Annotated in this window: 16 protein-coding genes and 1 pseudogene; 4 read left to right on the forward strand and 13 right to left on the reverse strand. The window is 70.5% G+C overall.

Annotated elements, in window-relative coordinates; translation table 11 throughout:
• Nucleotides 1-47: 47 nt before the first annotated feature.
• Nucleotides 48-1,787: a proline--tRNA ligase gene (locus NH2_RS27295; RefSeq protein ID WP_067660642.1), complete on the reverse strand. Its 1,740-nt coding sequence runs from the start codon at nt 1,785-1,787 to the stop codon at nt 48-50.
• 45 nt (nt 1,788-1,832) lie between these two features.
• Nucleotides 1,833-2,567 carry an SDR family oxidoreductase gene (locus NH2_RS27300; RefSeq protein ID WP_067660644.1) on the reverse strand — a complete coding sequence of 245 codons (735 nt, stop codon included), beginning with the start codon at nt 2,565-2,567 and terminating at the stop codon, nt 1,833-1,835.
• A gap of 70 nt (nt 2,568-2,637) precedes the next feature.
• Here NH2_RS27300 and NH2_RS28480 point away from each other — a divergent pair.
• The 3 genes and pseudogenes from NH2_RS28480 to NH2_RS27310 all read left to right on the forward strand — a co-directional run.
• Nucleotides 2,638-3,378, forward strand: a pseudogene (locus NH2_RS28480) (helix-turn-helix transcriptional regulator); the annotation flags it as partial.
• 122 nt (nt 3,379-3,500) lie between these two features.
• Nucleotides 3,501-4,244 carry a peroxide stress protein YaaA gene (gene yaaA, locus NH2_RS27305; protein WP_067660646.1) on the forward strand — a complete coding sequence of 248 codons (744 nt, stop codon included), beginning with the start codon at nt 3,501-3,503 and terminating at the stop codon, nt 4,242-4,244.
• Nucleotides 4,245-4,340: 96 nt separating this feature from the next.
• On the forward strand, nt 4,341-5,072 hold the full coding sequence (locus tag NH2_RS27310) for a DUF7873 family protein (RefSeq protein WP_067660648.1): 732 nt from the start codon (nt 4,341-4,343) through the stop codon (nt 5,070-5,072).
• Nucleotides 5,073-5,401: 329 nt separating this feature from the next.
• On the opposite strand, the gene NH2_RS27315 is transcribed toward NH2_RS27310, so the two are convergent.
• The 3 genes from NH2_RS27315 to cobA all read right to left on the reverse strand — a co-directional run bounded on the left by NH2_RS27315 (nt 5,402) and on the right by cobA (nt 10,435).
• The gene (locus NH2_RS27315; RefSeq protein WP_169811545.1) at nt 5,402-7,456 is read right to left on the reverse strand and encodes a GmrSD restriction endonuclease domain-containing protein; all 2,055 of its coding nucleotides are present in this window, start codon (nt 7,454-7,456) and stop codon (nt 5,402-5,404) included.
• Nucleotides 7,457-7,621: 165 nt separating this feature from the next.
• Nucleotides 7,622-9,109: an MFS transporter gene (locus NH2_RS27320; protein WP_245650794.1), complete on the reverse strand. Its 1,488-nt coding sequence runs from the start codon at nt 9,107-9,109 to the stop codon at nt 7,622-7,624.
• 93 nt (nt 9,110-9,202) lie between these two features.
• On the reverse strand, nt 9,203-10,435 hold the full coding sequence (gene cobA / locus NH2_RS27325) for a uroporphyrinogen-III C-methyltransferase (protein ID WP_067660656.1): 1,233 nt from the start codon (nt 10,433-10,435) through the stop codon (nt 9,203-9,205).
• 274 nt (nt 10,436-10,709) lie between these two features.
• On the opposite strand from cobA, the gene NH2_RS27330 reads away from it, so the two are divergent.
• Nucleotides 10,710-11,897, forward strand: coding sequence for a TetR/AcrR family transcriptional regulator (locus NH2_RS27330; protein WP_369690069.1), 1,188 nt, complete (start codon nt 10,710-10,712; stop codon nt 11,895-11,897).
• On the opposite strand, the gene NH2_RS27335 is transcribed toward NH2_RS27330, so the two are convergent.
• From NH2_RS27335 to NH2_RS27370, 8 genes are read right to left on the reverse strand one after another with little or no spacing between them, the layout of a single operon-like run.
• Nucleotides 11,888-12,760 (reverse strand): Rv1363c family protein, encoded by an 873-nt coding sequence (locus tag NH2_RS27335; protein WP_084505948.1) that lies wholly within the window; start codon nt 12,758-12,760, stop codon nt 11,888-11,890. The genes NH2_RS27330 and NH2_RS27335 overlap by 10 nt on opposite strands.
• Nucleotides 12,761-12,773: 13 nt before the next feature.
• Nucleotides 12,774-13,955, reverse strand: coding sequence for an MCE family protein (locus NH2_RS27340; protein WP_067660663.1), 1,182 nt, complete (start codon nt 13,953-13,955; stop codon nt 12,774-12,776).
• Nucleotides 13,952-15,055 carry an MCE family protein gene (locus NH2_RS27345; RefSeq protein ID WP_067660666.1) on the reverse strand — a complete coding sequence of 368 codons (1,104 nt, stop codon included), beginning with the start codon at nt 15,053-15,055 and terminating at the stop codon, nt 13,952-13,954. The genes NH2_RS27340 and NH2_RS27345 overlap by 4 nt, the downstream gene beginning before the upstream one ends.
• Complete coding sequence (locus NH2_RS27350) at nt 15,052-16,161, reverse strand: MCE family protein (RefSeq protein ID WP_067660669.1); 1,110 nt, start codon at nt 16,159-16,161, stop codon at nt 15,052-15,054. Before NH2_RS27350 ends, NH2_RS27345 begins: the two co-directional genes overlap by 4 nt.
• Nucleotides 16,161-17,162, reverse strand: coding sequence for an MCE family protein (locus NH2_RS27355; RefSeq protein ID WP_067660854.1), 1,002 nt, complete (start codon nt 17,160-17,162; stop codon nt 16,161-16,163). Before NH2_RS27355 ends, NH2_RS27350 begins: the two co-directional genes overlap by 1 nt.
• On the reverse strand, nt 17,159-18,181 hold the full coding sequence (locus NH2_RS27360) for an MCE family protein (protein WP_067660672.1): 1,023 nt from the start codon (nt 18,179-18,181) through the stop codon (nt 17,159-17,161). The genes NH2_RS27355 and NH2_RS27360 overlap by 4 nt, the downstream gene beginning before the upstream one ends.
• A complete protein-coding gene (locus tag NH2_RS27365; RefSeq protein ID WP_067660675.1) occupies nt 18,178-19,713 on the reverse strand; it encodes an MlaD family protein in 1,536 nt (511 codons plus the stop codon). The genes NH2_RS27360 and NH2_RS27365 overlap by 4 nt, the downstream gene beginning before the upstream one ends.
• Nucleotides 19,714-19,721: 8 nt before the next feature.
• A complete protein-coding gene (locus NH2_RS27370; RefSeq protein ID WP_067660678.1) occupies nt 19,722-20,585 on the reverse strand; it encodes an ABC transporter permease in 864 nt (287 codons plus the stop codon).

The raw sequence follows: 20,585 nt of genomic DNA on the forward strand, positions 1-20,585 counted from the left end.
CGGCGCACGCGCCGGGCTGGTCCAGCCGCCGCGCGAGCGGCGACCGATCAGCCGCGGACCCGCGCGACGACCGCTGCCACGGCCTCGGCGGCCGGAATCTCCTCGGCCTCGCCGCTGAACCGGTCGCGGAGTTCCACGACGCCCTGCGCCCAGCCCCGGCCGATGACCAGCACCAGCGGCATGCCGAGCAGCTCGGCATCCTTGAACTTCACCCCCGGCGAGGCGGTGCGATCGTCGAAGAGCACCTCGAGCCCGGCGGCATCCAGCCCGGCCACGACCTCCTCGGCCCCGTCCCGCGCGGCCCCGTCCTTGTTGGCGATCACCACGTGCACGTCGTACGGCGCGACGGCGGCGGGCCAGCGCAGCCCCTTCTCGTCGTGCTGCTGCTCGGCGATCACCGCGACCATGCGCGAGACCCCGACCCCGTACGAGCCCATGACCAGCCGCACCGGCTTGCCGTTCTCCCCGAGCACATCCACCTCGAAGGCGTCGGTGTACTTGTACCCGAGCTGGAAGATGTGCCCGATCTCGATTCCGCGCGCGGTGACCAGCGTGCCCCGCCCGTCCGGCGCCGGATCGCCGTCCCGCACCTCGGCCGCCTCGATGGAGCCGTCCGGCGTGAAGTCGCGCCCCGCCACCAGCCCGACCACGTGCCTGCCCGGCGCGTCGGCGCCGGTGATCCACGCGGTGCCGGTGCCGACCCGCGGGTCCACCAGGTAACGAATCCCATTGCGCTGCAACCCGCGCGGCCCGATGTACCCCTTGACCAGGAACGGGTTCGCGGCGAAATCGGCATCGTCGAGCAGCTCGAACTCGGCGGGCTCCAGCGAGGCTCCGAGCCGCTTCGAGTCCACCTCGCGGTCACCGGGAATGCCGATCCCGACGATCTCGGTCTTCCCGTCCGGGTGCCGCAGCTTGACCATGACGTTCTTGAGCGTGTCGGCCGCGGTCACCGCCCCGATCCCGGCGCCGTTCGCCCACTCCACCAGCGCCGCGATGGTCGGCGTGTCCGGGGTGTCGTGCTCGACCGCCGCCGGCAGCCCCTCGATCGGCAGCGGCTCCGGCGCGGGCGTCACCACGGCCTCGACATTCGCCGCGTACCCCGACTCCGAGCGCACGTAGGTGTCCTCGCCGACCTCGCTCTCGGCCAGGAACTCCTCCGACGCGCTCCCGCCCATGGCCCCCGAGGTCGCCGCCACGATGGCGTACTTCACCCCGAGCCGCTCGAAGATCCGCTGGTACGCCTCGCGGTGCGCCGCGTAGCTGGCCTTCAGCCCCGCCTCGTCCAGGTCGAAGGAGTACGAGTCCTTCATGATGAACTCGCGCCCGCGCAGGATGCCCGCGCGCGGCCGCTCCTCGTCCCGGTACTTGGTCTGGATCTGGTACAGCGTGACCGGCAGGTCCTTGTACGAGTTGTACTCGCCCTTGACGGTGAGCGCGAAGAGCTCCTCGTGCGTGGGCCCGAGCAGGTAGTCGGCGCCCTTGCGGTCGCGCAGCCGGAAGAGCGCGTCGCCGTACTCCGTCCACCGCCTGGTCGCCTCGTACGGCTCGCGCGGCAGCAGCGCGGGCAGCGAGATCTCCTGTGCCCCGATGGCATTCATCTCCTCGCGCACCACGTCCTCGACCCGGCGCAGCACCCGCAGCCCCAGCGGTAGCCACGAATACACGCCCGGTGCGATCCGGCGGACGTAGCCCGCGCGCACGAGCAGTTTGTGGCTGGGCACCTCGGCATCGGCCGGGTCGTCGCGCAGGGTACGCAGGAAGAGGCGGGAGAGGCGGGTGATCACGGTTGCACAGGGTAGTCCGTGCTGGTCCGCCGCCATCCGGGGGTGTCAGGCCAGCCCGCCGTTGGCCCTGACCGTCTGCCCGTTCACCCAGTGCCCCGCCGGGCTCGCCAGGAAGGCGACGACGTTCGCGATGTCGTCCGGGGCGCCGAGCCGCTCCAGCGGCGGGGACTTCGCCAGGGTCGCGACCTGCTCGTCCGTCTTGCCGTCCAGGAAGAGGTCGGTCGCCGTCGGGCCGGGGGCGACGGTGTTCGCGGTGATGCCCCGGCCGCGCAGCTCCCTGGCCAGGATGAGCGTCATGGCCTCGACCGCGCCCTTGGACGCGGCATACCCGCCGTAGGTCGGGAACTGGGTGCTCACCACGGTCGTGGAGAAGCCGACGAAGGCGCCGCCGTTGCGCAGGCGGCGCGCTGCCTGCTGCGCGACCACGAAGGTGCCGCGGATATTGGTGCGGTGCATGGCGTCCAGCGCGTCCAGGTCGAGGTCGGCAATGGTCGAGAGCACCATCCGCCCCGCCGCGTTGACCACGACGTCGACGCCGCCGAACTCGGTCTCCGCGCGCTCGAACAGCGCGGAAACGGCCTGCTCGTCGGCGACATCGGCGCGCACCGCGACCGCCTTTCCCTTCCCGGCGTGGATGGCCCGGGCCGTCTCCTCCGCGGCGGATTCGTTGCCCGCGTAATTCACCACGACCGCGAACCCGTCGGCGGCGAGCCGCTCGGCGACCGCCCGCCCGATCCCCCGCGATCCCCCGGTGACGATGGCTACCCGTGTCTCGTTCATGACTCCACCCTGCGCCCGGCCGCGCACCGGTACCAGGGGACGCCATCCCCTGGTATCGGAGACTGGTGGCATGCCATCCGCGAAATACGCCGAACTGGGCGCGTTCCTCCGCTCCCGGCGCGAGCGCATCCGCCCGGAGCAGGTCGGGCTGGTCCCCGGGCCGCGGCGCCGGGTCCCCGGGCTGCGCCGGGATGAAGTAGCACAATTGGCCGGCGCCTCGGTGGACTACTACATCGAGCTGGAACGCGGCGCCGGTTCGCAACCCTCCGAGCAGATGCTCGCCGCCCTGGCCCGCGCCCTCCGGCTGACCAGGGACGAGCGCGACCACCTCTACCACCTGGCCGAACGACCGATCCCGCGCACCGCCGACCCGCAGGTGCACCCCGGCATGCTCGACCTCCTCACCCGGCTCACCGAAACCCCCGCCCAGGTCATCACCGACCTGCACGTTCCGCTGGTGCAGAATCCGCTGGCGGTCGCCCTGCTCGGCGACCGGTCCGGGCTGCGCGGCCCGGAGGCGAGCTTCGTCTACCGCTGGTTCACCGACCCCGATGCCAGGCGGATCTACCCCGAGGAGGACCACCCCGCGCACGCTCGCTCCTACGTCGCCGACTTCCGAGCAGCGGCCGCCCGCCGCGACGCGCGCGACAGCGAGGCACGCACCCTCATCGACGACCTGCTCACCCGCTCCCCCGAGTTCGCCGCGCTCTGGGCCGAGCACGATGTCGCGGTCCGGCGCGACAATCGCAAGCGCATCGTGCACCCGGAGCTCGGCCTGCTCGAGGTCCACTGCCTGACCCTGACCAGCGAGGACGGCAGGCAGCGGCTGCTCTGGTTCACCCCCGCGCTCGGCACCGACAGCGCCGACCGGCCTGGCGCTGCTCGCGGTGGTCGGCAACCAGGGCTTCCCCGGCTGAACTACCGTTACCGCTCGTGCTGGTGCTGCTGCCTCCCTCCGAAACCAAGTCCGACGGCGGGCGCGGCGGCCCGCTCGACCTCGGCTCGCTCGCGCTCCCCGCGCTCACCCCGGTCCGGGCCCAGCTGCTCGATGCGGTGGAGAAGCTGGCCGCCGACCCGGCGACGTCCGCCGCCGTCCTCGGGCTCGGCAAGTCGGCGAAGGCGGAGATCGCCCGCAATGCCGCCGTCCGCACCTCCGCCACCCGGCCCGCGCTGGAGCGCTACACCGGCGTCCTCTACGACGCACTGGACGCACGCTCGTTCACCCGCGCGCAGAAGGCCAAGGCGCTGCACCGGCTCGCCGTCGGCTCCGCGCTCTTCGGCGTGGTCCGGGCGGGCGACCCGATCCCCGCCTACCGCCTCTCCGGCGGCACCCGCCTCCCCGGCCTGCCCACCCTGCCCGCGCTCTGGAAGGACGCGCTCACCCCCGCGCTGCTCGCCGAGGCCGCGGGTGGGCTGGTGGTCGACCTGCGCTCCGGCAGTTATCAGGCGCTCGGCCCGGTCCCCGGCGCCGTCACCGCCACCGTGCTCACCGAGCAGCCGGACGGCAGCCGGACCGTCGTGAGTCACTTCAACAAGCACCACAAGGGGCTGCTCGCCCGCGCTCTCGTACTGACTCGCGCGGACCCGTCGGATGTGCGCGGGGTGGGGCGGATCGCCGCCAAAGCCGGGTTGCGGGTCGAGGTCGCCTCCCCCACGGAGCTGCTCGTCCTCACCTGAAAAATCGGTCGCGCCCGGCCCTGCCGCTCCCGTAGCGTCGTCTCCGCACCGAAGGGCGAAAGACGGTGCGAGGCAACGATTCGCCGGAGGTGGACCATGACGAAGCTCAATCAGATCATCGCCGTCGAGAAGGGCGTGAAGAGCGGTTCGGCGCGCGAGCTGGCCGAGGCGAGGGCGCTGCTGCAGAAGCAGGCGCTGCTCGCCGGTATCGCCCGCACGTACCAGCCCAAGGACGAGGAGGGCGAGCAGCTCCCGGCCGAGTCCACCCGCGTGCAGGTGACCTCCGAGGAGGTGCTGCGCCGCACCGCGGCCACCCTCACCCGGCTCTTCGACGTCACCGCCACCAAGGACTGGGCCAACACCAGCGCCACCGCCGACGTCACCGTCGACGGCGAGGTGCTGCTGGCCCAGGTGCCGGTCTCGTACCTGCTTTTCCTGGAGAAGCAGCTGGCCGAGCTGCATCAGTTCGTCAAGGCGCTCCCGGTGCTCGACGCCGCCGAGTCCTGGTCCTTCGACGACTCCACCGACACCTGGCGCACCGACGCCGTACGCACCATCCGCACCCGGAAGGTGCCGCGCAACCACGTCAAGGCGGAGGCGACGGAGAAGCACCCGGCGCAGGTCGAGGTGTACTACGAGGACATCGCGGTCGGTTACTGGACCACGGTGAAGTTCTCCGGCGCGCTCCCCGCGCGGCGGGTGAACGAGCTGGTGCAGCGGGTGGAGACGCTGCGCGAGGCGGTGCAGTTCGCGCGCGAGGAGGCCAATGGCGCCGAGGTGGCGGAGCGCCGCACCGGCGACGCCGTCTTCCGCTACCTGTTCCGCTGACCCCACGAACTCCCCCGTCGCGAGCGGGGGGAGTGCGCTCCCCGAGCGCACAAACTCACGCTGATCGATCAGCCTGAACGTCAAGCTCAGACTCTCGCTCCAGCACGAGTATTCGTCGCCCTTGCTTCGGCCCCGCGGCCCGGACGCACGGCGGCGGGGTGCCGGTTCGAATCCGGTTCTCGGTGTTCTCCTACCGAGGTGGTCCAATGGAAGGGCACGTCGCAGTCACCATGATCCGGCCGTTGGGGGTCGGGGCAGGTACGGGGTGACTCATTTCCGGGGCCCGGGAGCAGGCCAAGCTCCCGGGTCCCTCTCGCCGCACTGGAGAATCAGTCGATCCCTGGGAAGTCCGCGTCCAGATCGATAAGCCGGGCCAATTCTGCAGCAGTGATTCGTTGGCTGGCCGCTGCTCGATCCGAGGAGTCGAAGACGATCCCTTCGGTCTCGAGAATTGGACGCGGAGCATCTGTCCTAGCCGGATCTGGCCAACGAAAATCTGCCGAGATCTCACCTGTCGACTTGAGGACGCGGTGTGCGTTCGGCACGGGCAAGGTGGCGAGGCGCTGTCCGACAGCCACCGGATGCGTTCCGATAACCTCAGCGATATCGCCATAGCTGGTCCAACGGCCCGAGGGAATCGACGCGAGAACCTCGACCATCAGCCGCCATCTCGGCTCAGGAGGCAGCGACTCCACCGAATCCTCTGGTCCCGGCCAGATTTTGATGACTCGCTGCGCGAGGGCTGCGCCTCTCGCACGAATCTCGGCGCTTCCCCACCTGGTCGCGTCAGCGATCTCGCGATTCATCGCTAGTCCACTGTCTTCGAGAATCTTCTTCTTCGCCTCGAAACCGTCGTTGGCTAGTTTGGAATTGAAAGCGGTCAGCGTCAGGTTGCCCAAGGTGTGCACAACTGTGCGATGGAGGTCTTCCGGACTCTCTCCATCTGCGGTTTCGGTTCTCAGCATGTCCCACCATTCCTCGGTCGGAGACTGCGGCAGGACATGTTCGATCGTGAGCTTCGCCTTCGAGAAGTCCACGGGCTCTTTGTGACTGAGATCCTCTTCCAAGCATCGGAGAACATAGGTGCGCTGCGGACCGCGGCCGCTCCAGTAGAAGTTGTTCGCTATCACGGCCTCTCGAATGTGTTGGTCGGTGGGAAAACGCTTCCGATTACCGGAGAGGATCTTGATGATCTCCTCGGCAGTCGGGACCGCGTCGGCCAATTCCTTCACAAGAGACATCAGGACGCGGTTGCTGTTCGCACTGGCGATTCCCGCGATCATCCTCCGCACCAGATAGCTCTCCACAACCCGGAGAGACAGTGCGGCTTCGTCTGCGTCGAGCTGCCCCTCGTCGTGAGCGAGCAAGATCCGCAAGACCACGGGATGAACTACCTGGGCTCCCCAGCGGTCGAGCCGTTCGAGAGCACGTCGCAATTCCGGAGCCTGCTCGACGTCCGGCGAGATGATCTTTTTGAACGATCTCGCCTTCCGATGCAGCTCGATGATCCATTGCTCTACCAGCGACTCTTCGCGCAGCACCTCGAGCCGCTGTTGTTGCGCGTGGTACGCGGCTGTTTGGGTAGCTCGGTCATCTCCGTGTATCACCAGATCGAGCCAGATGAGCGTCTCCAACTGCTCGTTCGTCAACAGTTCCTGCAGCGGTAGCCACTGCTGCTCATATACTCGTTCGCCGCGCACTGGCATTCGCATGAACAGATAGTTGCGCAGAAGGTCTGCCTGCGTCAGAGGCTGACCGGTATGGTTGAGGCACTCGAAAATTCGGTGCACATTGTCACCCTGATGAGCCGCTATCTCCACAATGCTGAGCTGGGCGGCAATCGCTTGCTCGATCCGTGCCGGATTCGACGGGTCATCCGGGTCGTCGGCCGCGATCAGCTCCGACCGAAAGTAGCGGTACGCGAACCCGATTCGATCCTCACCGCCGGCGCCCGGTGCTCGCTCGAGAAGTGCGACCCAGGACGCACGATCTGCTTGGGTAGGCAACAGCGTGTACCGTTCGGCGCCACTGGCGTACTTGTTCATCAGGTAGAGGTCATCGATCTTGGCTGCGAGTCGCGTGTCCGCAGCGTGCACGTGATCGCGGATCGCGCACAGGAGAATGCTCAAGGTCGTGAGCCGTTGCTGACCGTCGACCACGAGCCAACCTTGGACCCCAGCGGGGGTGTTCGCGGGGCTGGGCGCCAGAACAACGGAGCCGAGGAAGTGCGAAGCGTCGTCTCCCGTCTCGATAACCGTCAGCAGGTCGTCCCACAGCTTCTTGAGATGTCTCCGTTCCCAGCTGTACCGCCGCTGGTAGAGCGGCACGACGTACTGCCTCTCGCCCTGCAGCAGACTGCGAAGGGTCGTCTCGTTCGCTTTCACCAACACTCATTTCCACTCGACAACAACGAGATTCAGCCAAACGTGGCGATGCTACCCGCCACGCTCCGCAACCTACCGTCGGTCGAACGGACGACAGCGGATCGTTGGCCGTCCCGCTGGGGCGACACTCAGCGGGCGCGGACCGCGCACACGCCGAGACGAGCGCTATCCCTGCTGCGCTTCTTTCTCCGCATGCTGCGCCTCGGCCAACTGCGCGGGCGTATACCGCAACGTCAGCGCGACGGCCCCGATGAGCAGCGCCAACAGCGCACAGCAGAAGAGGACGAGGGTGTACCCGTTGCCCAGCGCATCGATCTCGAGCGCGGTCATGTCCGTGGCGGGCACCCCGACCACCCCCCCGACGGCGAGCGTTCGCGACGCGGCGATCGGACTGAACAACCCGATGGCGATGGGCGTAGCGAGGTTCATGAACATCTGCCCGACGGCGGCGAGCGGACCGATATCGGCCGCGGGAACGCCGACCAGGACGCAGATCGGGGCCAGCACCATGGCGACGCCGACGCCGAAGCCGATCACCACCAGCAGGGGCAGCAGGACGGTGAAGTACTCGACGTCACCCTTCAACGTGGAGGCGAAGGCCAAGCCGCAGGCCAGGATGGCGCTCGCGACGAGGAGCAGCCAGCGCGGGGCGACCAGGAGCGCGAGCTTGGAGGCGAGCGCGCCGCCGATGCCGATGCCGATGGTGAACGGGATGGCGGCGAGGCCGGCGGTGAGCGGGCTGTAGCCGAGCACGTTCTGCAGGAACTGGGCGACGAAGTACGTCATCGCGCCGAGCATGCCGCCGGCCAGGAAGATGAGCAGGAAGGTGGCGACGCGGTCGCGGCGGTCGAAGAGCGACCAGGGCAGCAGGGGGGAGTCGACGCGGCGTTCCAGCAGGACGAAGACGACGAGCAGCACGAGCCCGCCGAGGAGGGCGCCGATGATCCAGGGGCTGTCCCAGCCGAGTTGCGGGCCCTCGGTGGCGCCGAAGACGATGGCGGCGCAGGCGATGGTGCCGAGCAGGGCACCGCGCACGTCGAGGGTGGTGCGCTGGTGCGCGGTGTCGGACAGGGTGACGATCGCGCCCGCGATGATGAGCGCGCCGATCGGCACGTTGATCAGGAAGATCCAGCGCCAGGAGACCTCGGTGAGCGCGCCGCCGACCACCAGGCCGCCGACCGAGCCGACGCCGACCATGGAACCCAGGATGGCGACCGCCTGGTTGCGCGCGCGGCCGGGGGCGAAGGTGGTGGCGACCAGGGCGAACGCGGTCGGGGCCGCGATGGCGGCGCCCGCGCCCTGCAGGGCGCGGGCGGTGAGCAGCATCCACTCGGCCTGGGCCAGGCCGCAGAGCAGCGAGGCGACGGTGAAGACGGCGACGCCGCTGATCAGCATGCGTTTGCGGCCGAAGGAGTCACCGAGGCGGCCGCCGAGCAGCATCAATCCGGCGAAGGTGAGGCCGTAGGAGGTGACGGTCCAGGCGCTGCCCGCGCTGGAGAGCCCCATCTCCTCCTGCAGCCGCGGTAGCGCGAAGATCACGACCGTGCCGTCCAGCACCACCATGAGCTGCAGGCCGCTCAGTACCAGGATGGCGAGCCCGAAGGCGCGCCCGGTCACCGGGTAGTGCGGGGTTACCGCGGGGTCTCTGAGCACCCGGCCACTGTAAATCATGCGTCACAGACATCGCCCCGGCCGGATGGCCGCGGCCGCCAGGCGGCGACCAGCGGATTCCGGGCGGTGCGCCAGTTACGCAGGGGCCGAGCCGAACCCGGCCGTCGGGCCGATGACGACAATCGCAGGCGGCCGGATGCCCTCGGACTTGACCCGCTCGGCCACGGTGCCGAGATCCGCCCGCAGCACCCGCTGGGTGCGCAGCGTGCCCTCCTGGATCACGGCGGCGGGGGTCTCGGCGGGGCGGCCGCCGTCGAGCAGCGCGGCGGCGAAGCGGTCCAGCCGCTCGACCGCCATCATGAGCACGAGCGTGCCGCGCAGGGTGGCCAGCGCGGGCCAGTCGACCAGGGAGTCCGGGTGGTCGGGGGCGACGTGGCCGCTCACCACCACGAACTCGTGGGTGACGCCGCGGTGCGTCACCGGGATGCCCGCCGCCGCGGGGACCGAGATCGGGCTGGTGATACCGGGCACGACGGTCACCGGGACCCCGGCCTCGACGCAGGCCTCCAGCTCCTCGTAGCCGCGGCCGAAGACGTACGGGTCGCCGCCCTTGAGCCGGACCACGAACTTGCCCGCCTTGGCGCCGTCGACCAGGGCCCGGTTGATCGCCTCCTGCGCCATGGACCGGCCGTACGGGATCTTGGCGGCGTCGATCACCTCGACCTCGGGGCCGAGCTCGGCGAGCAGCTCCGGCGGGGCGAGCCGGTCGGCGACCACCAGGTCGGCCCTGGCGAGCAGCCTGCGGCCGCGCACGGTGATCAGATCGGGGTCGCCGGGGCCGCCGCCGACCAGCGCGACGCCGGGCAGCACCGGGTCGGAGTCGTCGGTGACGACGCCGGACTGCAGCGCCTCCAGCAGCGCGCTGCGCACCGCGGCCGAGCGCCGGTGCGCGCCGCCGGCCAGCACGCCGAGGCTGAGCCCGTCGTAGCGCGCGGTGGCGGGGGTGACGGCGGTGCCGAGCCGCGCGATATCGGCGCGCACGCAGAAGACCCGGCGCCGGGTGGCCTCGGCCACGATGGCGGCATTGGTCGCCGGCTCATCGGTGCAGGCGATGGCGTACCAGGCGCCGTCCAGGTCGCCGTCGGCGTAGTCGCGCAGCTCCAGGGTGAGCTGCCCGGCGCTCGCCATCCCCTCCACGGCCGGGGTGACCGCGCGGCTGACGACGTGCACCTCGGCGCCGGAGGCGATGAGCAGCCCCAGCCTGCGCTGGGCCACCGACCCGCCGCCGACCACGACCACGCGCCGCCCGTTCAGGTCCAGCCCGACGAGGTAGTTCGGGTCGCCGGCATCGGTAGGAGTATCGGACACGGGGAGCCAGCCTACGGAGCCGCGCGGGACCGATCGGTGGGCACCCCGGCGCCGAGGACGTCTATCGTTCTCCGAGCCGAATAAGTTACGCAAAATTCAGATATCACTGCTGGACTTATGTCCTGATCAGTTCGGCTGTGTGTGATCTCCGGTTCATTCCAGTCACGAGCGGAGCAGAGTGCCGTGGACGGCGCCGTTCTCGGATAGTCTCGCCGGTATGGCTGCTGGTAACCGGCGCTCCGCGCGAGCAGACGAGGCACCGGGGAATCGGCCCGTGCGGCGCAGACCCGCGGATCGCCGGGCACAGATCGCGAACGTCTCCGCGGAGGCGTTCGGCACGCACGGCTACCACGGTGTGAGCATGGAGGAGATCGCGACCCGGCTCGACATCACCTCCACCGCGCTCTACCGGCACTACCCGAGCAAGTACGCGCTCTTCCGGCAGGAGGCGCTGCGGCTCAGCGGGATCAGCGAGGAAGCGGTGCGGCTGCCGCCGGAGTCGGCGGAGTGGGACGCGGAGCGGCGCTGCGCGCACGTGTTCGAGGCGCTGCTCGCGGTCTCCATCGTCAATCGGCGGCGCGGGGCGCTGCTGCGCTGGCAGCACCGCTACCTGGAGGACGAGGATCGGCGCACGCTGGTCGCCCAGATGGCGGCGACCGATTCCGCCATCCGGGAGCGGATCGCGGAGCTGCGGCCCGGGCTGCCGGTGGCCGAGCGTGCGGTGCTCACCGCCGCGGTGATGAGCGTGATCGGCAGCATCTCCGACCATCGGGTCGCGGTGCCGACCCGGCCGCTCACCGCGCTCTTGGCCGCGGCCTGCCGGGACATCGCCGGTGTCACGCTGCCCGCGGCGGGTGTCGGCCGGGAGCCGGCGCCGCCGCCGCCCGCCGCCACCTTCACCCACGAGGTGGTGCTGCAGAAGGCCGTGCAGCTCTTCCACGTGCGCGGGTATCCGGCGGTGAGCGTCGAGGACATCGCGGTGGCCGCCGGGCTGCCCGCCTCCTCGGCGGTGTACCGCTTCTACCGCAGCAAGGGCGATCTGCTCGCCGCGGCCTTCCGGCGCGCGGCGGACCGGGTGTCGGCGGCCATCGGGCCCGCCATCGCGGGCACCGAGGGGCCGGGGGCGGCGCTCACCCGGCTGATCGAGCTCTACGTGGACGGGTCGTTCGCCGAGCGCGAGCTGACCTTCGTGTACTACGCCGAGATCGGGAACGTGCCGGCTGCCGATCGCACCACGCTGCGCAATATCCAGCGGCTCAATGTCGAGGAGTGGGCCAAGCTGGTGACGGCGGTGCGCTCCGGGCTGAGCGCGGCACAGGCTCGGGTGCTGGTGCACGCGGCGCTGGCGCTGGTGGTCGATCTCGGGCAGTGGATGGGGCCGGAGCACCCGGAGTGCACCCGGGCACGGGTGGTGCACCTGATGCGGGTGATCCTGCTCGGGCCCGCGGCCGGTCAGGGTTGATTCGGCGCCAGGGGTGAGTTGACGTTGTTCACCAGCCAGCGGTCGTCGATCTTCTGCAGGCGCATGACCATGGAGAGCTGGCCGGGGGCCGGTTTGCCCTGGGTCCCGAGGGAGGTGATGGTCTGGCCGATCACCACGATTGCCTCGGCCGAAGTCTCGTCGGCGGACTTGATGGCGCACTGGACGTCGTCGGCCTTGGAGATGACCTCGCCCTGGGAGAGGACGTCGCGCAGTTCCTTGCTGGTGTCGGCGAACTGCTGTTTCCAGTCGCCGGTGGCGCCGTCGAGGACGCCCTGGAAGTAGGCGTCGAGGTTCTTGGCGTCGTACTCCGCGAGTACCGGGGCGTAGGTGCACGCCGCTTGCTGTGCCTCTTTCCTGGCGTCTTCCAGGGCGGTGTGGTTGCTGTTCTGGATGAACAGGGTGATGCTGGCGGCGATGGCGGCGATCAGGAGTGCCGCGGTCGCCGCGAGGGCGATGAGGGTGCGCGCGGACCTGTCCGCCGTGGTGGACGACTCGCCTTCGGCCTCGGCGGTAGTGGTTTTCGCGCGCGTCGCGTCGCCACCGGGGGCTGCGCCCGCCGTCGGCGACGCGACGGCGCGCGGAGTCTCGGCGGTGGTCGATTCGGCAGCAGTCGGCTTCTCCGCGGCGGCAGGCTTGTCCGCGGCAGCCGAATCGCCGGTAGCTGCGGGCTTGTCCGCGGCAGCCGAATCGCCGGGGGCAGCCGACTTCTCGGCACTACCCGACTCCTGGCCGGGGGCCGATTCCGCGGCAGCGGCGGGCTTCTCGGCGGTGGCCGATTTCTCCTCGGCGGCGGCATCGCCGGCGGCGGCGCGAGCTGCGTCCTTGTCGGTCGGATCGCTCATGAGCGGGGTAGTCCTATCTGCCGGGGATGGGGCGGGAGAGTTCGTCGCCGGTGACGCCGGGCGGCGGGCCGGAGCCGTTGTCCGGGACGTTGGGGCGCGGCGCGTTGGCCGACCCGCGCACCTGCAGCGCGGGGTCGCTGGTGACACAGTAGTTGTAGAGCCGGACCCGGGTATCGGTGGTGCTCAGCGTGGGCACCACCGGGATGGTGTCGTAGTCGCAGGTGGGCCGGGGCCAGGGGTCGACGAGGGTGTGGAAGGCGCCGTCGTGCGCCGGAATGCCCAGCGCCTCACTGCCTTCGCGGAGCGCGGGGAAGAGCGCGGCGATGGCGGGGGCGCGCAGCTTGGCGGCCCTGGTGATGGCGACGAAGTTGGTCACCAGGTTGGTGATCGGGTCCTGGGTCTCCTCGATGAAGCCGCCGAGCGTGGCGAGCTGCCCCGGCGCCAGGTCGAGGAAGTCCTTCACCTCCTGGTCGGCGGCGGTGAGCTGGCGGAAGAGCGCGCCCGCGCCGGTGGTCAGGGTGGTGAGGTCGGGCTGGGCCAGCGAGGTGGTGTCGGCGATCACCTGGAGGTTGCGGATGAGCTGCCGGGTCTGCGGCAGCATGCCGTCCAGCCCGGCCAGCGCCTGGCTGATCCCGGAGACCATGTTGCGCAGCCGATCCGGGCCGCCGCGCAGCGCCAGGTCCAGCTCGTCCACGATCACCGTGAGCCGCTCCGGGTTCAGGCTGCCGATCAGCCCGCTCAGGTTCACCAGCAGCGACTGCACCGGCACCGGGGTGTCGGTGCGCGAGACGTCGACCAGCGAGCCGTCGCCCAGGTACGGCCCGCCCTCGGTGTCGGGGCGGAAGTCCAGATACTGCTCGCCCGCGGCGGAGAGCCGGCCGACCGCGACCGTGCCGCCCACCGGAATCCGCACGTCGGAGTCGATCTCGGCCACCGCGGCGACCCCGGGCCCGGAGACCTCGACCGCGGTGACCTTCCCGATCCGGCTGCCCCGGAAGGTGACGTCGTTGTTCGCCGCCAGCCCGCCGGAGTTGCGCAGCTGCACAGTGACCGCGTAGGTGCGGTCGGGCAGCAGGTCCAGCCGCATGACGGCGAGCGCCAGATAGCCGCTGCCGACGATCAGTACCAGCACCAGCCCGAGGTTGGCGACCGCGATCCGATTGCGGACCAGCCAGTTCCACAGCGGGATGTTCATCGCGGGCCCTCCTGTGCCGCGGGCAGCCCGTTCAGCCTGCCCATGACCTTCTCCAGCACCTGGGTGAGGCTGCCGATGAAGGCGGGGATGTCGGTACCGTCCGGCAGCCTGCTGCCCGCGGGATCGGTGAGCGCGCCGACGCTCAGGTAGGAGACGGTGGCGGCGACCGCGAGCGTCGGCCCCTCCATCGAGCTCATCAGCGAGGGGTAGATGGTGTGCAGCCCCTCCAGCATCTGGTTCAGCTCGTCCCCGGTCTGGGTGAAGCCGGTCATGAGCCGCTGGATGCTGTCGAAGAGGCTGACCAGGTCCTCGCCGCTGGTCTGCGAGAAGTCGCCGAGCGCGGCCGTGGTCACCGCGACCTTGTCGATCAGCCCGGTGATGTCCCTGTTGTTCTCGGCGACCAGGGCGAGCAGCTCGGGGAAGGTGTCGGCGGCCCGGCCGAGCTCGGCCTTGCGCGCGGCGAGCTCACCGGTGAGCGCGTTGACGCCGTTGAGCAGCCCGTCGATATCGCCGGTGCGGGCGTTCAGCGCCGCGATCACCGCGGTCATCTCGGTGATCAGGTGGGCCAGCTGCGGCGCGCGGCCGCCGAACATGGAGTTCATCTGCGCGGTGATCTCCGCGGCCTGGTTCAGCCCGCCGCCGTTGAGCAGCATGGCCACCGAGAGCATGAGCTCCTCCACCGAGGCGCCCGCCGCGGTGCGCTCCATCGGGATGATGTCGCCGGGCTCGAGCAGCGCGCCGCCGGGGTCCGCCGCGGGCAGCGTCATGGCGACGTAGATGTCGCCGAGCGGGGTGGCCTGGCGCAGCTCCGCGGTGGTGCCGACGGGCAGCGTGATGTCCTCCCGGATCTCCATCGTCACCTCGGCCACGAAGTTCGTGGTCTGGATGCCGCTGACGACGCCGATATCGGTGCCGCCGATCCGCACGTGCGCGCGGTTCGGCAGGTTCAGCGCGTCCCGGAAGGCGGCCCTGATGGTGTAGCCGGGGCCGCCGATGCCCGGCTCCGGCATGGGGACGTCGTCCACCGTGACGGCGCAGCCGGTGAGCGCGAGGCTCAGCGCGGTGGCGCAGGCCGCGGCGCGCAGTGCGACCCGCCTCATTTCGTGAGTCCGAGCAGTGCGGCGGTGAGCCCGAAGTCGGGCCCCATGTCCTGGAGTTTGCCGGTGCGGCAGCCGTCCAGCCGCATCTGGATCCGCTCGCAGAAGAGGCTGAGCTGCTCGCTGTCGAGCGCCGCCTTGTCCAGCAGGCCGTGCAGCCGCAGCGCCCGGTGTTCCCGGCTCACCGAGTTCGAGATGTTCTGGAAGGCCAGCGGTGTCACGTCGACGATCTCGGTCAGCCCGCGGGCATTGGCCCGCATCTGGGCGGCTATCTCGACGAAGCGGGTGATCGCCCCGGCCAGCTGGTCCCGGTTCTCCCCCACCACCGTCGCGGTATTGGTGACGAAGTCGTTCAGCTGGGTGAGCACCGCCTGCAGCCCGGGCGCCTGCTCGCCGAGCAGCGCGACCAGCTCGGTGAGCCTGCCGCTGAAATCCCGCACGGTGGCGTCGTTGTCGGCGATCACCTGGGTGATCTCCTGCAGCTTGGCGATGGTGGTGGCGATCTGGTCCTTGTTGGCCAGCGTCACCTCGAAGGCCGAGCTGAGCTGCTCGAGGGTGTCGGCGAGCCGGTCGCCGTTGCCCTCAAGCAGCGGGAAGAGCACCCGGCTGGCGAGCGGGCCGTCCTCGCTGTCGCCCTTCAGCGCCGCGCCGAGCTGGTCGAAGTTCTCCAGGATGCGGTCCAGCTCCACCGGAACCCTGGTGCGGGCCAGCGGAATGTGGTCGCCGTCGGCCAGGGTCGGGCCGTCCCCGCTGTAGGCGGGGGCCAGCTCGACGTGCCGGTTGGTGATGAGCTGCGGCGAGATGAGCGCGGCCATGGCGTCGGCGGGCACCTGCACCCCCGCGTCGAGCACCATGGTGACCTCGACGTAGGAGCCGCGCGGGGTGACGGTGTCGACCTGCCCGACCGGGACGCCGAGCACCGCGACCTCGTTGCCTGCGTACAGCCCGGCCACGCTCTCGAAATCGGCGGAGACCTCGATCCGGTCGCCCAGGTATCGGCCGGGCAGCCTGCTCACCGTGTCGGGCAGCAGCGAGCAGCCCGCGGCGGTGAGCGCGGCGAGGGCCAGCGCGGCGATCCTGGCGAAGCGCGTGCGCGCGGTGTTCGTCATCAGTTGCACCCCGGTGCGAGCTGGGCGGAGCAGAGCCAGTTGTCCGGCAGCAGCCACGGCGCCCAGACGTCGCCGTACGGCCCGTTGCCGACCACATTGTTGAACTGGCGCAGCGCCACCGGCATGATCTCGTAGAGCCGGTCCAGGTTCTCCCGGTTCTTCTCCAGCCCCTCGGTCATCGTGTTCAGATTCTCGATCAGCGGGCCGAACTGGCCGTTGTTCTCCACACCCATCTCCTGCAGCAGGGCGGAGAGCGCCGCCACGTTGTCGAGTAGTTGCCGCAGCAGGTCCTGCCGCAGCGCCACCGCGTTGCCGATGGCCTCACCGCGGGTGAGCAGCACCAGCACGCTGTTCCGGTTGTCCGCCACCAGCTGCGACACCTGGTCCATGCTCTTCAGCAGGGTGTCCACCTCGTCGCGGCGGTTGTTCACCACCCTGGCCAGCGCGCCGATGCTGTCCAGCGCGGCCACGGTGAGCTGCGGCGACTCCCCCATCTGCCGAGTCAGCAGATCGAGCGCCTCGCGCAGCTTGGCCGGGTCGATCCGCTCGATCCGCTCGAACGAGGCGGTGTAGCGGGAGTCCTGGATCACCTTGGCCAGGTTGTACGGAACGGCGGTGTTGCTCAGCGGAATCCGATCGCCGGGCAGCCCCTTGCCGTCGCCCGGCGTGAGGTCGATGTGCAGCCTGCCGAGAATGGTGGACATCTCGATGACGGCCCTGGCATCCGCGCCGAGCTCGATATCGCGGCGCACGCGCAGCACCGCCACCACCTTCTGCCCCTCCAGCTCCACCCGCTGCACCGAGCCGACCTCGATGCCGGAGATGTCCACGGTCGCGCCGGGGCGCAACCCGGCGGCCTGGGCGAACTCCACCTCGACGGTCTTGTTCCCCAGCTGGGCCCTGGAGATCACGCTGGAGCCGATCAGCAACAGCACCACCGCCGCGGCCGCGGCGAAGCCGAGCCAGAGGAAGCGGTTGTCCCGATAACGCGGCCGCCTCATCGGCACACCTCCGATTGTGATTCGCCGCCGACCTGGGAGACCAGCCCCGGGGGGAGCAGCACGCCCCACAGCGAGACGTCGAGGCGGCAGATGTAGGCGTTGCCGTAGGCGCCGTAGCTGGAGAAGCGCGCGACGGCATTGAGGAAGTCGGGCAGCTCGACCGCCGCCCGGTCCAGCGAGGCGCCGTTGAGCAGCAGCAGCGCGACGCCGGTGGTGGCGGTGTCCTGGGCGCGGGCCAGGTCCGGCTGCACCATGCCGACCAGGTTCACCAACGAGTCGGTGGAGCGGGCGACCTGGTCGACCGAGCTCTTCAGGTTCTCGCCCTGCGCGTAGAGCGCGTCCATCAGCGCCCTGGCCTGGGTGATGAGCGTCTCCAGCTCGTCGGCGCGGTTGGCGAGCCCGGCCATGACGCTGCTCAGGTTGCCGATCACCGCGCCGAGCAGTTCGTCGCGCTCGCCGAAGGTGCTCGCCAGCTCGGCGGCCTGGGTGACCAGTGCGCTCAGCGAGACCCCGTCGCCCTGCAGCGCCTGGATCAGGGTCTCCGAGAGCGAGTTCACCTGGTCCGGTTGCAGCACCTGGAAGAGCGGCTCGAAGCCGGAGAGCAGCGCCGAGACGTCGAACGACGGCTCGGTGCGCTCGAGCGGGATGGTGCCGCCCGGCTTCAGCTCGGTGCCCGCCTCCGTGCCCGGCATCAGCGCGATGTAGCGCTGGCCGATCAGGTTCTGGTAGCGGACCAGCGCCTTCGTGGTGGTGGTGAGACGCTGCCGGTCCTGGATGCTGAAGTCGATCTCGGCGTGGTAGCCGTCGACGAAGTCGATGTCGTCGACCCGGCCGACCCGAACGCCCGCCATCCGCACGTCGTCGCCGACCCGCACGCCGAGCACGTCGGTGAAGACCGCCGAGTAGCCGTCGGTGTCACCGGCGACCGAGCGCTGCAGGGTCGACCAGATGGTGTAGGTGAGCACGGTGGCGAGCACCGCGAAGAGGCTGAACGTGACCAGTGCCCGGGCGGATTTCACGCCGCACCTCCGTCGGTGATCTCCAGGGTGCCGCCTGCCAGCAGCGGGGTGAGCAGCAGGAGCTGAGCCGCTGTCGGCCTGCCGCCGGTCAGGGCCGCGACCGCGGCGGCGCCGCGCAGGCGCAGGGGGCCGGTCGCGGCGACCGGCTGTGCCGATCCCGGCGCGCCCGGGACGACGCCGTGCCCGGCGGCGGGCGCCACGCCATCGGGCGCGCCGGGCTGCCCGGCACTCGGCGCCGAGCCGTCGCCGGGGGCCGGAACGTCGCCAGGGGCCGAGGCCGTTCCGGGCGCTCCCGCCGGCGGCCCGAGCGGGATCCCGAAAAGACCAGGGATGGAGGGCAGCCCGGGGAGCCCGGGGATCAGCGGCTGGGCGGCCGGTGCGGCGGGCACGGTGACCGGGGGCGGCCCCGCGGCATCGAGCCACCGCGGCAGCATCTGCGCCGGGTACTCCTGCTCCGGCGCGACCTCCGGCACCGTCGGCCCTCCGCAGCGCGGCCCGGCGAGCTCGCCGTAGCGCGGGCAGTCGGCGGCGGTGTACTGCTGGAACGGCGTGAAGCTGACGTCCATCTTCCAGACCATCTGCTTGCTCGGCCCGAAGCTGAAGACCCCCGCCAGCTGCCGCAGCGCGTAGTTCAGGTTGTGCACGGCGAGCGGAATGGTGTCGGCGTCGCCTGCCAGGCTGCCGAACAGCCCGGAGAGCCCGGGCACCAGCTCCTTGGCGGAGTCGGGGTTGCGGGCGAAGAGCTCGTTCACCGAGTCCACCGCGCCCCCGGCGGTGGCGAGCAGGTTCACCAGCCCCTCCCTGCGCTCGGTGAGGGTGCGCGCGGTGGTCACCGATTCGGCGAGCACGCCGACCAGCTCCGGCGCCGACCTGCTCAGCTCGGTGGTGGCCCGGCCCAGATCGCCGAGCAGCGAGCCGATCTCCGGGATGGCGCGCACCTCGGTCATCCAGCGGTCCAGCCGCTCGATGGTGGAGCCGGGGGCGCGGGCGCCGGGGTCGAGCGCGGCGGAGAGCGTGGCCAGTACCCGGCCCAGCTTCTCCGGCTGGATGTTCTCCAGCACGTCGCGCAGCACGGTGAGCGTGGTCTGCAGCTGCACGGTCGCCGCGCCGGTGTCCTCCGGGATGACGGCGCCCGCGCGCAGCCCGTCGTCGCTGCCGCCCTGGTCGACCAGCTCGATGGCGGTGACGCCGAAGAGGTTGTTCGGGATCACCCGCGCGGTGACGTCGGCCGGGATGGTGCCCGCGATCTCCGGCTTCAGGTGGATATCGGCCCGCTGGCTCTGCCCGCGCGCCACCACCTCGACGGCGTCGACGGTGCCGACCACCATGCCGCGGAACTTCACGTCGGCGCGCGCGGGCAGCCCGTCGCCGGTGCTGGTGAGCACGGCGGTGACCGGCACCTTCTTCTCGAAGTACCCCTCGTAGCGCAGCGCGAGCAGCGCCAGCACGAGCAGCACGGCCAGCGTCATCGCCAGCCCGGCGATCGAGAGCTTGGCGGCGGTGGGGCCGCGGCCGCTGGGATCGAGCAGCATCGTCCCCCCTACCCGGAGATCCGGAAACCGGGGTCGATTCCCCAGATTGCCAATGTCAGAACAAGATTCGCGAACACCATGAGGACGATCACCATCTTGATCGCCTGCCCCGCGGCCACCCCGACCCCCTCCGGCCCACCGGTGGCGGTGTAGCCGTAGTAGCACTGCACGAAGGTCGCGATGAGCACGAAGATCACCACCTTGAGCACCGAGAAGACGACGTCGGTTCCGATCAGGAACTGGAAGAAGTAATGGTCGTAGGTGCCTGCCGAGGTGCCGCCGAGGAACAGCACCGAGAGCTTGGTGGCCAGGTAGGCGGTGGCCAGCCCGACGGTGTAGAGCGGGACGATGGTCGCCGTCGCCGCGATCATCCTGGTGGTCACCAGGTACGGAAGCGGCCGGATGGCAATGGATTCCAGCGCGTCGATCTCCTCGGAGATGCGCATGGAGCCGAGCTGCGCGGTGAACCGGCAGCCCGCCTGGATGGCGAAGGCCAGCGTCGCCAGGATCGGCGCCAGCTCGCGGGTGGTGGCGAAGCCGGAGATGGCGCCGGTGAGCGGGCCCATGGTGAGCAGGTTCAGCGCGTTGTACGACTCCATGCCGACGGTCAGCCCGCCGAAGGCGCAGAGGATGATCACCACCCCGACGGTGCCGCCGCCGACCACCAGCGAGCCGTTGCCCCAGCCGACGTCGGCGGTGAGCCGCAGCACCTCCTTGCGGTAGTGCCGCAGCACGAACGGGATCGCCGCCAGTGCCTCGAAGAAGGTGACCGCGTGGTGCCCGAGCCGCATGTTGGCCCGGTAGGGCACGGCGAGTACCTGCCCGGTGCGGCGCAGCGGCCGCAGCACGGGCGGGGTGTACGTGCTGCCCAT

The organism is Nocardia harenae NBRC 108248, assembly GCF_001612885.1.
In the GTDB taxonomy this organism is placed as follows: Bacteria; Actinomycetota; Actinomycetes; order Mycobacteriales; family Mycobacteriaceae; genus Nocardia; species Nocardia harenae.

What these genes read in the sequence shown, in the direction of transcription:
- NH2_RS27310 (WP_067660648.1), top strand. Translation starts at nt 4,341, where the DNA reads ATGACGAAGCTCAATCAGATCATCGCCGTCGAGAAGGGCGTGAAGAGC.
- NH2_RS27335 (WP_084505948.1), bottom strand. Translation starts at nt 12,760, where the DNA reads ATGAGCGATCCGACCGACAAGGACGCAGCTCGCGCCGCCGCCGGCGAT.
- NH2_RS27345 (WP_067660666.1), bottom strand. Translation starts at nt 15,055, where the DNA reads ATGAGGCGGGTCGCACTGCGCGCCGCGGCCTGCGCCACCGCGCTGAGC.
- NH2_RS27365 (WP_067660675.1), bottom strand. Translation starts at nt 19,713, where the DNA reads ATGCTGCTCGATCCCAGCGGCCGCGGCCCCACCGCCGCCAAGCTCTCG.
- NH2_RS27300 (WP_067660644.1), bottom strand. Translation starts at nt 2,567, where the DNA reads ATGAACGAGACACGGGTAGCCATCGTCACCGGGGGATCGCGGGGGATC.
- NH2_RS27355 (WP_067660854.1), bottom strand. Translation starts at nt 17,162, where the DNA reads ATGAGGCGGCCGCGTTATCGGGACAACCGCTTCCTCTGGCTCGGCTTC.
- NH2_RS27350 (WP_067660669.1), bottom strand. Translation starts at nt 16,161, where the DNA reads ATGACGAACACCGCGCGCACGCGCTTCGCCAGGATCGCCGCGCTGGCC.
- NH2_RS27370 (WP_067660678.1), bottom strand. Translation starts at nt 20,585, where the DNA reads ATGGGCAGCACGTACACCCCGCCCGTGCTGCGGCCGCTGCGCCGCACC.
- NH2_RS27340 (WP_067660663.1), bottom strand. Translation starts at nt 13,955, where the DNA reads ATGAACATCCCGCTGTGGAACTGGCTGGTCCGCAATCGGATCGCGGTC.